Annotated in this window: 14 protein-coding genes; 4 read left to right on the top strand and 10 right to left on the bottom strand. The window is 39.0% G+C overall.

Features of this window, described 5'->3' with window-relative positions:
- Positions 1–7: 7 nt before the first annotated feature.
- From IPM62_00335 to rpmH, 5 genes are all read right to left on the bottom strand, one after another.
- On the bottom strand, positions 8–493 hold the full coding sequence (locus IPM62_00335) for a KH domain-containing protein (GenBank protein ID QQS39054.1): 486 nt from the start codon (positions 491–493) through the stop codon (positions 8–10).
- Complete coding sequence (gene yidC / locus IPM62_00340; GenBank protein QQS39055.1) at positions 477–1,310, bottom strand: membrane protein insertase YidC; 834 nt, start codon at positions 1,308–1,310, stop codon at positions 477–479. Before yidC ends, IPM62_00335 begins: the two co-directional genes overlap by 17 nt.
- A gap of 8 nt (positions 1,311–1,318) precedes the next feature.
- A complete protein-coding gene (locus IPM62_00345) occupies positions 1,319–1,555 on the bottom strand; it encodes a membrane protein insertion efficiency factor YidD (protein ID QQS39056.1) in 237 nt (78 codons plus the stop codon).
- A gap of 2 nt (positions 1,556–1,557) precedes the next feature.
- On the bottom strand, positions 1,558–1,902 hold the full coding sequence (gene rnpA / locus IPM62_00350; protein QQS39057.1) for a ribonuclease P protein component: 345 nt from the start codon (positions 1,900–1,902) through the stop codon (positions 1,558–1,560).
- A gap of 142 nt (positions 1,903–2,044) precedes the next feature.
- On the bottom strand, positions 2,045–2,182 hold the full coding sequence (rpmH, locus tag IPM62_00355) for a 50S ribosomal protein L34 (GenBank protein ID QQS39058.1): 138 nt from the start codon (positions 2,180–2,182) through the stop codon (positions 2,045–2,047).
- Between the two features lie 253 nt (positions 2,183–2,435).
- Between rpmH and dnaA the strand changes: the two genes are divergently transcribed.
- Together dnaA and dnaN are read left to right on the top strand one after the other, a co-directional pair.
- Positions 2,436–3,911 (top strand): chromosomal replication initiator protein DnaA, encoded by a 1,476-nt coding sequence (gene dnaA / locus IPM62_00360; protein ID QQS39059.1) that lies wholly within the window; start codon positions 2,436–2,438, stop codon positions 3,909–3,911.
- A gap of 234 nt (positions 3,912–4,145) precedes the next feature.
- Positions 4,146–5,258, top strand: coding sequence for a DNA polymerase III subunit beta (gene dnaN / locus IPM62_00365; protein QQS39060.1), 1,113 nt, complete (start codon positions 4,146–4,148; stop codon positions 5,256–5,258).
- A gap of 18 nt (positions 5,259–5,276) precedes the next feature.
- Here dnaN and IPM62_00370 read toward each other — a convergent pair whose 3' ends face one another.
- From IPM62_00370 to IPM62_00390, 5 genes are read right to left on the bottom strand one after another with little or no spacing between them, the layout of a single operon-like run.
- Positions 5,277–6,254: a hypothetical protein gene (locus IPM62_00370; protein QQS39061.1), complete on the bottom strand. Its 978-nt coding sequence runs from the start codon at positions 6,252–6,254 to the stop codon at positions 5,277–5,279.
- On the bottom strand, positions 6,251–7,612 hold the full coding sequence (locus IPM62_00375) for a M23 family metallopeptidase (protein QQS39062.1): 1,362 nt from the start codon (positions 7,610–7,612) through the stop codon (positions 6,251–6,253). The genes IPM62_00370 and IPM62_00375 overlap by 4 nt, the downstream gene beginning before the upstream one ends.
- A 4-nt stretch (positions 7,613–7,616) precedes the next feature.
- Positions 7,617–9,620 carry an ATP-binding protein gene (locus IPM62_00380; GenBank protein QQS39063.1) on the bottom strand — a complete coding sequence of 668 codons (2,004 nt, stop codon included), beginning with the start codon at positions 9,618–9,620 and terminating at the stop codon, positions 7,617–7,619.
- A gap of 1 nt (position 9,621) precedes the next feature.
- Entirely contained in the window at positions 9,622–10,284 is a 663-nt protein-coding gene (locus IPM62_00385) for a hypothetical protein (GenBank protein QQS39064.1), read from the bottom strand.
- A gap of 1 nt (position 10,285) precedes the next feature.
- Entirely contained in the window at positions 10,286–11,341 is a 1,056-nt protein-coding gene (locus IPM62_00390; GenBank protein ID QQS39065.1) for a PrgI family protein, read from the bottom strand.
- Between the two features lie 220 nt (positions 11,342–11,561).
- Between IPM62_00390 and IPM62_00395 the strand changes: the two genes are divergently transcribed.
- Positions 11,562–12,038 carry an SAM-dependent methyltransferase gene (locus IPM62_00395; GenBank protein ID QQS39066.1) on the top strand — a complete coding sequence of 159 codons (477 nt, stop codon included), beginning with the start codon at positions 11,562–11,564 and terminating at the stop codon, positions 12,036–12,038.
- A gap of 44 nt (positions 12,039–12,082) precedes the next feature.
- On the top strand, positions 12,083–14,023 hold the full coding sequence (locus IPM62_00400) for a hypothetical protein (protein ID QQS39067.1): 1,941 nt from the start codon (positions 12,083–12,085) through the stop codon (positions 14,021–14,023).
- Positions 14,024–14,039: the final 16 nt, after the last annotated feature.

Consider the following 14,039-nt stretch of genomic DNA (forward strand, 5'->3'; position numbering starts at 1 on the left):
TGAAGGATTATCTTTTGGGGTGTATAACAAGATGTCTATCTTGTCCTTCGCCAACCGATTCGGTTTCAACTTCTTTGTTGTCTACAAGTGCCATATGTACAATCCTTCTTTGGGCGGGAGAAAGATTGAAAAGCGGAACATCCTCGCCAGTTTCGGCTGCCCGCTGTGCTGACGTAACTGCCAAATGATTTAGTTTTTCATTTTGTTTTTCTCTCCAATCCGCAACATTAATCAGTACCCTTACCCACTCCCCCGTTTTGGATTTATAAATCATGGAAATTACTGTCTGAAGTGCCAACAGAGTTTCTCCTCTGCTTCCAATAAGAAGTCCAGATTCTTTTTCGGTTTTTATATCAACTAATATCGCATCGTTTACACTATCTTCCTTTACCTCCAGATCCGCACCAGACCCCATCAAGCGAAGCAGTTCGCGCGCAATCTCTTCGACAATTGATGCGGGATCTTGTTTTACTGTTTCAATTTTTTTTGACATCTTTAGTGTTACTTTCGGATTTTAGCAGACCAAGCTTAATAATCCAAGGGGTCATACCTCCCCACCCTTGGGAGCGGTATTGTTGATATGCTTGAAAAACAGAAAACACTAACCAATATAGTGCCAAGCCCGATGGAAATCTAAGTCCAATAAACAAAGTCATCAAAGGAAACATGTAGATCATAGATTTTTGCATACCAACTTGAAAATCATCACTTGCTTCAGGAGTCTTTTTGGCAATTTTCTCTTGAACCTTTTCGTAAGGAGCCATAATTTTTGCCGAGACAAATTGTGCCAATGCCGACAAAATTAACAGCGGACCAGGAATGTTAAAATCTATTCCGGGTATTTGGAAAACAGCGGGTTTGGTCATATCCATTCCTAAAAAACCGGTATTAATTATTTCACCGTCGGGAAATCTTAATGGGTTATAAAGAAGACTATTAAATGCCACCGTTGGATTTTCAGACGACAGCGTTTTGTTGAACATATTAAAAAATGCAATCAGCACTACTATTTGGAGCAAATAGGGAAGACACCCTGCTCCGGGATTAATGCCTTTAGACTTATACAAATCCGCCTGTGCTTTTGTAAGTTTAACCTTGTCGTCTTTGTATTTCTTTTTTAGTTTGTCAAGCGATGGGGCAATATCTTTCATTTTCTTCATCGACTCCATATAAGGTTTGGTAAGAGGATTGAGTGCATATCTCAAAAAAACACTAAAACCAATAATCGCAAGTCCCATATCTGAAAAGAGAAGTTTATAAAAAACAACCAATCCGTTTGCCAAAGGTTGTATGAGTAGTGTGTTAAACATAGTAAGGACTAAATGTGTATTATCTTCGGATTATCGCTTTTCGTCAATGGATTACATGTAGCAAGTCTCAACGCTGTTTTTCCAAGTCCCGTTATAACGCCGTACTTTTCCACTGCTTTAATCGCATAATCGCCACAGCTTAGACTATTTGGAGTATAAACACACGCTTGACCAAAAAAAGATTGGAAAATCGGGGATACAAATTTTTTATACAGTTTTAAAATTACAATAATGGAAGTTTTCATCTTCAGATTAATTTTGCTTTCTTGAGGGCTTGTTTTACTTCTTTCATGGTGTCGTCGGTCGGAGTGCGGGTAATTTGTGTTTTTGCGAGAAATACGACATCATATCCATTAATTAAATATTTTGATTCAAATCGCACAGCTTCACTAAGTGTTCGTTTTATTCTATTTCTGTCGACAGCGTGTTTTGCAATTTTCGTTGACACTATAAATGAAAACTTGGGTGGTTTATCATCATCTTTTCTTTTGTAAACAGCCATACCAAAATTAGGGAACTGATACATCGTACCTTTTTCTTTTGCGCGAGAAATATAATAATGTCCTCGCATTCTGTATTTTCCGGCAAGCATAGTTTCTATATGTAGATTACCACATGGAAATCAAAAAACGAAGTGAACAATTTATTCTGCCCAGCAAAATATCACATTAGAGAAATTCGATATGGCGTTTTTTATAAAGAAGAACCTCGCCGTCGCAGTCATCTTAAACAGCTTATTCGGACAATTTGCTCCGACCCTTCGCTCGACGATTTTTAAGTGTTATTTTCCCCAACTTTGTAGTCGATCGACTCCTATAGCCATGCCTTCTTTTTCTTTTAATTTTACTCGGTTGATATGTCCTTTTTGTCATGTGCACATTATATATATTAATAATGCTAATTTCCAGTGCGAACAAAGTTGTTTATCAAAACAAAAAGCAGCAGGTTCTAATATTATTAAAGCAAAACTATTTCCGAAATGAAGTTTGGGCATACTACATTTATAAGCAATCGAAATATCGGCTCAGTTGTCGGTTAGGCTTCGGATCTTTTCGGGGTTGAAAATTGTGGATAACTTCCATAGGATGTAGATGTATTTGATGTTTCTTCTTCTGCCTTCAAATTATGGATCATGATGTAAATAGCACCTCCGACCAAGAGGTAGAAACAAATGATGATTTAAGTAAACCATCAAATAATTCTAGTGTCCACACAGAAGACGACACAGTTATCAACAGTCCGGGCAACAAACTTAAAATCTGGCACGAGATATTGGAAAGTATTAAAGTTTCAGTTTCCGGAGCTATCTTCTCAACCTGGTTTACCCAAACCCATTTATCGGAACTAAAAAATGTTGGAAGCAGATATTTAGCTGAGGTGGGATGTTCGTCTAGTTTTGTCAGAACCACACTTGAGGGGAGATATTTCGGCTTAATACAGGATGCTTTGAACAAAACTCTCGATAAAGAATGTGACGTGCTTTTTATAGTAAAACAACAATCAGCTTCACAAGATTTTTCTTCTGTTCCTCTTTTCCAAGAACCTGAAAAAAACGAGGAAGGAATATTATTCTTAATTTCAAAATCTAATCTAAGAAAGAACTTCACTTTTGATAATTACGCGGTTTCTTCTACAAATCAAATGGCGTGGGCAGCTGCAGACGCGGTTTCTAAAAATTTGGGAAATGCATATAATCCACTTTTCATCTGGGGTGGGGTAGGGGTGGGCAAAACACATCTAATGCACGCTGTCGGCCATTGTGCGTTAATCAAAAATTCAAGTTCAAAAATTCTCAGTTGTACGGGTGAAGATTTTACCAACGATATCGTAGAGGGAATTAGACACAAAAATACAAAAAATGTACGCAATAAATATCGAAAACTGGATGCCCTGTTGGTTGACGACATTCAATTCATTGCCGGCAAAGATACTGTTCAAGAAGAATTCTTTCATACTTTTAATTCGATTGTTTCCGTTGGGGGACAAATTATTATCACCTCGGACAGACCTCCAAGCGAGATCTCGAAACTGGAAGAACGCTTACGAAGCAGATTTGAAGCAGGGCTTATTGTAGATATCGGAAATCCCGATTTTGAATTAAGATGCGCAATTGTCCAAATAAAAGCTGCTGATAGGGGAATTAATATTCCCATGGACTTGATTCAATTAATTGCCGGCAATATTGATTCGGCGCGCGAAATCGAAGGATTTCTCACCAAATTATCATCCGAGGTGATACTTAATAAAAACGAAATAAGCAAAAATCTAATTGAAACCATTTTGTCGAAAAAAGGCGTACTAAACGGTGATACTCAAATCAAAGCTCAACCGCAAGAAGTTGTCGCCGCCGTGTCAAAGTATTATACGCTTGGCAAAAGAAGTCTATTGGGCGCTTCACGAGCGCGACCTGTTGCCAGACCACGTCAAATACTCATGTATCTTTTACGGATGGAGTTAGCGCTGCCGCTCGAAGAGGTTGGGCGACTTGTTGGAGGACGAGATCACACCACCGTTATACACGCTGTGGATAAAATAACCAAACTAGCTTCGCTTGATGTGCAAACACGACAGGACATTAGGGGGATAAAAAACATCCTTTGAGGATAAATATTTAGTAGTATCAACATATCAACAAATTACACACACTTATAAACATCTTTATTAACATATCCTTGAGGTACATATCCACATTCGGCTTTGTGCACAAGTAGGAAGCGATATCCACTTGTCAACACTACCTACTACTACAACTACTATTTAATAAGAAAGAAACACAATTTGTAAATTTTATACACACTTGGAAAAGTCGGACTTATTTCGTATACTTTTTTTATAATGAAACTACAGGTACTTCAAGAAGATCTGACGCGTGGATTAAATATTGCTGCTCGATTTGCAAGTCCCAGATCGCAATTACCAATACTAGGAAATATTTTGTTTAATGTTCAAAAAACAAAACTAACACTTTGTGCTACAAATCTTGAAACATCAGTATCTATTCCAATTGGAGCAAGTGTCAAAGAAATGGGTAATATAACGATTCCTGCAAGAGTAATAACGGATATTGTTGCAAATTTACCGAGAGGACAAATAAATTTGGAAGCCGCTAAAGAAAACCTGGTAGTTTCTTGCGAAAAATATACATCAACTATATCGGGGACAAACGATGCCGATTTTCCAAGTGTTCCGACAGCCTTGGGAAAGGAGAAATCAAGTTTTCCAAAGGAATTGTTTACCGGCGCATTGTCTCAGGTGATTTTTGCGGCTAGCTCTGACGAAACGAGACCTGTTTTAACAGGTGTACTAATTATTTTTCAAAAGAATTCATTAGTGTTTGTTGCCACAGACGGATTTAGACTTTCTCAGAAGTCGGTTGTTGCAACTGGAGTGGGGGATACTGACCAGGTAATTCTTCCTAAAAATACATTACTTGAACTGCTTAGATTAGCCAACGAGAGCTCGAGTATTGATATTGCATTTCCAAAAAACGAAAGTTTGGCACTTTTTGGACTAGGAGATATTGTTCTTTCTTCGAGAATTATTCAAGGTGAATTTCCAAATTTTTCAAAAATCATTCCCCAAACGACAAATATAAAAATTGATTTGGACAAAGAAGAGTTGGTTAGGTCGGTTAAACTGGCGAGTGTATTAGCTCGTGACAGTGCTAATGCAATTACTTTCAAAATAGATAAGACGGGATTGGTTGCGACATCACAAAGCAGACAAGCCGGGAAGCAGGATATTCAAATTGATGCACGAGTTGAATATTTAGAAGGCAATGATGATGTACTTGAAATAGCCTTTAATTATAAATTTATAGAAGATTTTCTGTCGTCTGTAAAAGGGGATAGAGTCGTCGTAAAATTAACTTCAGCTAATGCACCGGGAGTATTTGAGGATCCGCAAGACAAAGATTATCTTCACCTTATCATGCCTGTGAAGTTGTAATTAATGCTCTTCGGTTTTTTACAGTTCTACACTGTATAGGTTGTCGTTATAATCGACCATATACATTATTCCGTTAATGTAAGCCGAAATTTCTCTTATGTAACCAATATTTTCTATCGGTTTTTGTTCTGACAAAGACATGTTTGAAACATCAAGGATGGCGTAAGTAGTATTAGGTAAATTTGTAAGTATAAATATTTGCGAATTATTAATCCAGATAGTCTTGTTACCTGGACGTATTTGCGAATTTCCCATTATGGCCATATCGTTAAGATCATATATCGTCAGATTGCTGGATGATTGTATTGCAATCTTTGCTTTATCAGGAGTCAGAGAATATGTATTCCCTAATGACAACACAGTGTTTTCAAGTGTTAGCAAATCGAGAATGCTTACCTTGCTTGCATTGGGAGAATCATAATCTTCAAAGAGAACAAGTCGGTTTTTAACTATACAATCAACATCGCTTGCAGTTGTTTCTAGTAATGAGATTGGTGAGTTGCTATTAATTGGGAGTGAGTATAGAATCGACTTTTCCGTGTTTGGATTGTAGTTTCCGATAAAGTAAATTTTTCCTTCTTGTTCTGAAATTGTTGCTGAGACTATTGGACTGTATTTCGTAAGTTGGATTATGGATGTTAGATTTGTTGATGTATCTATTAATGTTAATGAACTTGCGTTGTTGTGTTCTTTTACGAGAATATAACGACCGTCTTGTGAATATTTTTCAACTACTTTTTCAAATAATATGCTAGTTTCATTATTCGTAATGCGGACAAGCTTTCCGTTGTTTGTATTTATGCCAATAAGTTGACCGGCAATATTGTTTAAATGAGTTAGCGATTTGTTTCCATCGATTATATCAAGTTTGTTTACAACTACACTTGAATTGTCGATGTCGATGTCAGCTGAATTATCGTTGAATAAAATATACAACAATATCCCCGTTGATAATACTGCTGCAACAATTAATAAATACTTTATTTTTTTAATCATGGTATAACACAGTTTGTCGAGTAATTAGGGCAGACGCCCAAACCGAATTTTTGTTCAAAGTCTGTTTGAGGGCAAATCGTTCCGTCTCCACCGGGAAAATTTAGTGAACCATTATTTATGGCAAAGTGTAAATGCTCCGCTGTTGAATTGCCGGTGTTGTCTGAGGTGGCGATGACTTCTCCTGCTTGAACAAAATCACCGACCTTAGAGTAAATATCGCACGTATGAGCATAATAGTAATTTCTTCCATCGTCACCTGCAAGAAACACGCCATTTCCTCCTGCTGCTGTTTGTAATGTTAAATAAATTCGTCCACTGGTGTATGCAAGTAGTGGCAAATGTGCATCTCCAGGGTTGCCCTGTACCCCTATGTCAACAGCTAGATTACCGTCGTGGTGATAACAATCGTAACCAAGTCTACCATATTCAGCCATTGGGAAGTAGTAGTTACCCGAGGCAATGACTCCGGTGGCACTTGGTCTTGTGTTAGGATTAGCTGCCGGACCCAAACATTCATCGGGAGCATTACCAATTCTTACAGTTGCTGAGGCTTGTGATGATTCTCCTGTTAATCCTTCTGCTGTTGCTGTAATTGTAATTATATCGGTCACCGCTGTGTCGTAGTAGCTGGTGCTGTCTGGAAATGCTTGACTATAAGTAAATACAAAAGGTGTCCCAGGGGAAATTTCCTGAGGTGGTGTAGGTAAGCCTGGATTAATTGGGGGACAGGAGGGAGGGGTTCCTTGTCGTTTTGAAACATAACATCGGTATTCGATGTTGATGTCTGTAAGAACCGATCTCTCTGCTATTATCGAGACGGTGTACTGAACAGTCCAAGGTAAATTCTCATTAGGTATATTTGTGATACTTGCTGTTTTACTAACTTCAATAAACGCTGAATCGACAAGGAACGGATCTGATTGTCCACTCCACGGTGGTACAACCCATGCGCCGGAATTGATAATAAACAGAATTATCGATACGGCAATGGGGATAATTACAAAAACGATGATAATCGGCGACGCAAGGGCGACACCAACCGCCGCTAAAATACTTAATGTTATGGAAAACGCGTGTGCTGATGCCAGAGCCAATCCACCGAGTAGATCGCGTGCATCTTTACTGAATTTTTGCATAGCGTTAACCATGCGAGCGATTAATTCTCCGGCTATCTCAGCGGCAACAGCGGCGATCGCATTTCCTACCCCGGGAGCTAAACTTCCCAAGGCTTGTCCAGCCGCTCTTACTGTTGCTTTGGTGGCTGCCTTGGTTACAACTTTTTTGGTGACTGTTTTGGCGGCGCTTCCGGCAATTTGTCCAGTAGTACTTGGTCTTTGATTTTCCTGATCTTTTGCCATAATGTTATTTTATAATATTTGTACCGACATCTGTTTGCCTGATTGCATTGATCGTACTTGGTGACGGTATCTGATTATTTTGTTTTATAACTGTATTTTTTTGTTTTTGCAAAATCTCTCTTGGATTAGTTGTGATTAAGCCGTGTTCTTCAGGTGATGCAACAATACGGATTGGAACATGGTGATTGCCGGCAAAAAATATTCCTTCTCCGATGTTTGCTCCAAGCAGTAACTGCCTCTCTCCCTGAGATAAATAGAACACATCACCAATGCGGTCGATTGCGGCAGGAGACTGCTTGAGGAGAATTCTAAGGGCACTGTTTGTAACAATAGCTTTACCAATATCTTGTGCCAAAAAATCCTCCACGTCTTGAGTGATTGTCGTTAATCCAAGATAGTACTTTCTCGCTCTTTTTACGATCGACCATAGGAATTGTGCACTGTCTTCGTACCTCATCATATGCCATGCTTCGTCGACAATTAGAATACGTTTTCTCATATCTCTTTTTACTTTGGTCCAAATAAAATCAAGAATAATAAACATGGCAATCGGTCTTAATTCGTCCCGTAATTCACGGACACCAAAAACCGTAAACGGGTTGTTGATTTCAATGTTGGTGTGTTGGTCAAAAATTCCAACATAACTTCCTTTAACAAATTTTTCGATACGCGCAGCCAGGTCGAGTGCGGTTTCGACTTCCATGCCGATTAACGCCTTGTAAAGATCTTCCATCAGCGGAGGTTCTTTCTTTTGAGTTTCTGGGTCTTGGGTGATTCCCTTGGCTTTGTAAGTTGCAACAAGAGCTCGGTCGAGCATGGCGTCTTGTTGGGCGTTTAAGCTTCCCATAATAATTTTAAAGAGTGAGTGCAATGACAAAATCTTTAGGCCCAAATTATTTTCACCCTCCTCGTAAATCTGTGACAAATCAAATGGATTAATTCTTTGCGGTGAGCTGAAAGAGAAATCAATATACTGTCCATCAACAGCATCGGCGAGTACTTTGTATTCGGATTCGGGATCAACAGCGATGATTTCAACACCAAGCATGAGTGATCGCACGGATTCCAATTTTACAAAATAGCTTTTTCCTGCTCCGGAAGTCGCAAACACTGTCATGTTGTGATTTTCCAAAGAGAATCTGTCAAAAATAATGAAAGAGTCATTCTGGGGATTAATACCATACAATATTCCGCTGTCACTGGTTAGTTCTGTGGACGTAAGAGGGAAAGTAGTAGCAAGGGAGGTAGTATCCATGTTTCTGGTGATATTTAACCTATCAAGTCCAAGAGGAGAAGTTGACAAAAATCCGTTGTTCATATCAAGTGTTGCATTTCTTGGAATAGCAAGCAGTGACTGAAGAGTGGATGCAACCTGTCTTGTTACGAAATTTAATTGTTCAATATCTGCTGCTCTAATTGTTATATAAAATCCAAATTCAAAAAAATGTTCAACCCCTTTTACAAGAGACTCTTGTAACATCCGGGCGTCATCCAACTTTGCCTGTGTTGAAGGGTTGACAATTTTACCGCGTTCCAAATCGGTTATGATTTCGGCTTCCATTTCGGCGATTTTGTGTCTGAAATCTTCAAGAATACCTTTTATTTCAACCGGATAGACAAAAAAGGCAATATCTAATGAAGCGTTAAAATTAATAATTTGCTCTAACCATCCAGGTGAAACATAGCGTGGGTAACCTGCAATAAATAGCGTGCGAAAATAGACATTGTTAATTCTAAGATGGTTAAAATCAACCTCTATTTCTTGAGGGGCAACCACATCGAGGACATTTGCATCCTTGTCGAGAATTTCGGATATCGGATCGCGGAACTTTGGTTTTACAAATTCGTCGCGAGTTATTCCTCCTTCTTTGTTTGATTTGGATGTTTTATCTTGGATTTGATTAACCAACTTCTGTTGCGGAGTTTTTCCGTCTGTTTCGGGAGTGGGATCAACAACATTGTGCACCTCCGTCTCTTTCTGAGTATTTTTTTTACCAAACAGTTTCATATCAGTTAAATATCCCCCTTTCTTTTATGGGCGGCTCGGGATTGTAAATGTTATAAACCAAATCGATAAGCTCATCTGTTTTAAGTTGCCTTAAATTTAAACCTAATCTCCTAGCCTGTCTTGCGATATGTTCACGCTTGGGGTAGAGAGCTATTTTAGCTTTCCTTACGACATAAGCTTTTGTATACGGGACACCGGGTTGTGTTTGTTTACTACCAGGTAAAGAAAACGATTTTGAAACACCAAGTTCGTATTGAGTAAACGGCAGTACAATATAAAACTTTTTACTTAAAACATTTTTCTTCTTTATTGAATCGCTCATGAACTTTTTGTAACCACGCATAATTTCTGTTAGTTTGGGATTAGATATGCTTTTTTCAGCGTCGTCCAGCAAAATTAAGTAATTAGAAATGTCTTTTTGAAGACTTCTGACCACAATTTGAATATGAAAAGTAAGAGAATTCAAAAGTCCCGCATAACCGGCAATTACAGCTTCCTGTTCGTTTTCGCTAAGTAGGCCGAAGTTAAGCGAGGTGGATTCCAAAATAAGTGTTACGGCACCGTTTTTGTAAAGCACCAGGTCTTCAAAAATTTCGGCAATGGGCAAATGATTTTGTGTTGTTGTTGATAATGGACGATCGGGAAAAAATAATGGTAATTTCATATTAGTTGGTTAAATTGCTGTTTGTCGCCGTTATTGCTATTGGGTCGATTAGAGATCCGGTTACGTTTAGTTTTACAGGATCAAACATTAACCCTTCCTTTTCTGTAATAATTTCGTATGTACCGCTTGGCAGTGGTGTTACAATGCCAAAATGTCCAAGCGTATTGCTTTTTAGAGCTCTTACCGGGCGATTGTCTTCATCTCGTATTTCCAGAATTGCCCCACTAATTATTTTTCCGGCACCATCCATCACTTGACCGACCAAGATGTTTGGCTGGGTTGGTGGAATTGGAGGAGCAGACTCCGAAGAGAAGACGGCTTGTTTTACGAAACTGTTTGCTTGGCTTGCAAGCGAACCGGTAACTGTAGTCGTAGCTTTTGCTACGTCGTTGTCACTTACCGTGATATTGACAGCATGGTCAATTAACGGCTGAGTTGCTTTTTGATTTATTGCGTTACTACTAACCGGTGTTGGTGTTGCAAGCGGGACTTTAATCGTATCTGTATTAGTGGGCATTACCGGTTGATTGGTGTTACCGAAATGCTCCGATATTTTAACTAAAAATTGTTTCTCTGTTGTTTCAAGTCCCGACAATGCTTTGGTTGCCTCCACTTGAATACCTACTGGCGCCATTGCAGACTCTGTGGGCTCGGAAGGTACTTTCTGCGACATTTGTTGTTGGATTTGAGCCGGAGTTTGGTTTTGTGCCAATGTTTCCATCATTTCGGCGTCGGAGGCAAAAAAGGAAAGCGGTTTTGTTTTTATCCATGTAAAAATAGTTGGTGAATAAATCGATTTAACAAATAATATTAACCACTTTTCAAGCGGTCTGTCCTCGAACGGGAAAAAAGCCAAAGCAATCCCAAAGAGGAATGAAATTAGCATGAGTGGAAGTTTTATGAAGGTGAGTAAATTTGTCGAATACAGGAGCAGTGCAATCAGTGCACCCGCTGCTACTTGAAAAAATTGTTTTAAGGTCATGTCACCAACAAGCCTAAATTGATAGGAGGTAATTTCTTGCGGAATTGGATGCTGGACTTCGAATTCTACTGACATAATTTAGTGTGACTAATAACACCAACGAATACAAGAAACGTGTTCTTGTATTAGTTCTGCTAAATTAAGCTTACAGTGTGAACAAAGTAATTCAAGTATTAGGGTTTTCACAGGATTGGGAACTAACGAAATCGCACGATGAGTGTTAATATTATTTCAACGATAACTAATCATGGTGTATATTTCAATCTTAATTGTAGTATTTGTTGTATTTTATTTTGTGAAACGTGACTTTTTTTACGGAAACAACGCTCCGTATGTGCCATCCGACGCGGATGTGGTTGAAAGAGTAATGGAGATGGCTGAAGTTAAGAAGGGTGATGTTGTTTATGATCTAGGCGCAGGAGATGGTAGATTTGTTTTAGCTGCAGCCATGAAAGGTGCAAGCGCTGTGGGAGTAGAACTCAATTTACTAAGAAGCATATATGCTAGGGTTTGGTTTAGAATACTTAGAATCGACAAGACAGCTAAAATTATAAGGCAAGATATTTTTAAGACAGATTTATCGAAAGCAACAGTTGTAATTTGTTATTTGCTTCAGGAAACTAACGATGCTTTGCAAAAAAAGTTGGAAAAGGAATTAAAACCAGGCACCAAAGTGATTTCTATTGCTTTTAAGTTTGCGGGTTGGAAAGAAGTGAAGTTTGATGGAAGGGGAGTTGTTTACGGTCCAATTAGAATGTACGAAATTGAATGAAGGTACATTTTGAATAAACAACGAGTAAAATGTTATAATTATTTATGAGTATAGAAGAAAATGACGGTGATCTTTCGATAATACGCGCTGCTGAGACGTTGGGGTATGATGAACGGGCACAGCGCGAATTTCAACGATACGAAGAAACAATGAAACTCAGGGCTGAACAACGCCAAATTGCACCTGAAAGAGAAATGTTGGAAAAAGCAAGAACTGCGGAACAGGTTACTTATGCTATGAGATTATTTTCGGATCAAACGGAGGCGGCGAATAATGATCATCCGGAGTTTTATGACAGATATGGCCAGTTAAATTTCTTTTTGACAGCGGAAGGAAAACTTAGATCATGGGAAGCGGGAACCAGAAAGAAGAGAGCTGAACTGGCGGCGCTTGGTTTTACTGATTTGACAGCGCACGAAATAGTGCCTGACTTGCAAATTGATCAAGTACAGATACTTGATAGTATGAGTGATAAGCAGAAACAAGAAATCGAAGCAAGAAACCGACAAGCTCTGACACATAACCAAAAAAACCAAGAGGAAAGAGCGATTATTGAGGAAAATCGAGATGGTGTTATTGACACACTAAGAAGAGAATGTCGCTTGTTTGCTGCACGTGCGAAACTCACTCGAGAAACAGCAAACTACCACAATGCAGGAGGCTCAATTACTGAAATTGCGAAAGGTTTTCTCGCCCCAGCTCCTTATCAGATTAATGCTGAAGATTTTGAGGCAATATTTACCGCTGGTCCGGGTTTGGTTTTGTCACCGGATAAAAGAAACGAATTTCGGAATAACCCCAATGCGCGCCATTTAGGCAATGATGTTAGCATGGCGATTATGTTGTATGATCTGGTTGCCGCGTCAGAAAATAAAACCAAGATGTTGGACTATATACAATCACCTGGTTTTAAGCGAATAGTAGCAGGGGAGAAAGAGGGGGAAGTTCTTCGTGGCTTCACTAAAAGGTTTATAGGTAATCCCAGTAATTGGAAGGAAGAAAATAAAAAAGTAGAAAACGCAAACAATCCGTCTCAATCTCTTTATACAGGCGAAAGAACAAAAGAAGATCTCAAGATAGAAGCAAATGATAGAGGGTTGTTAACAGTCGCAGGGAATGTTTTTGCCCACAAAGAATCGACTAGAACAAGGCAAGTGGTCGACGATATTGTGTGTCAATTGGTAGGAGGAAACCAAACTGCACAATTAATAGCAAAAAACTTATATCGGGTGTCGGGTGCAGCAGCTGCAGCAGGTGCTGAAATTTATAAAGATGGCAATAGATATTTACCGGAAGTGGAAGGATACCCGGCAGGTTCTGATGACCTGGTTGCTCTAACACAATTTAAGGCTAAGCAAATAAAAGACCGCGAGAAAGGTAGTCCTTGTGGGGTAATTTATACATGTGGACTTTATCCAGATCTTCTTGCTGATTTTTGGTCTTTTCAAACTGTTGAAGGAGCAAAAGGGAGTATAAAAGTGAAAAGGTCACTTCGTGAATATATGTGGGGTGGAGGAGATGGTGTACACGACCTCGACGCCGGTCACTTATTGGGTGAAGTAGATTGGAAGAGTTTTCCTCCAGAATTATGGCAGGAACACAAACTTAGAATGTATTATGGTGGACGAGATAGAACCGGTTTGGCAGAGTTACTCAAGAGAGTCAGGTTTACCCCCGACGAATTGACTAATTATGAATTTTGGCAAACTCTAAATAAGGCGGTTGGAATTGTGGTACATGACTCACTGGTAACTGGGGGTAATTACCGAGACTGGGATGGTCGGATGGATCAATTGAGAACAGCTACTGCTAATATGGCACTAAGGATAAAAGGACTTTTTGTATACGGTGTGAACACGAGACAAAACCAGTGGCTTAGAAGGGATCACATGGACCAGATTGATTCCAGAACTCGTGGTATAGACTTAATGAATGAAGCTGTTAATGACGCAAAATTTCAATTTACACAATTTAACCCTAAGTAAAAGAGGCACAGAATAA

The organism is Candidatus Woesebacteria bacterium (assembly GCA_016700095.1).
Taxonomy (GTDB): Bacteria; Patescibacteriota; Microgenomatia; order UBA8517; family UBA8517.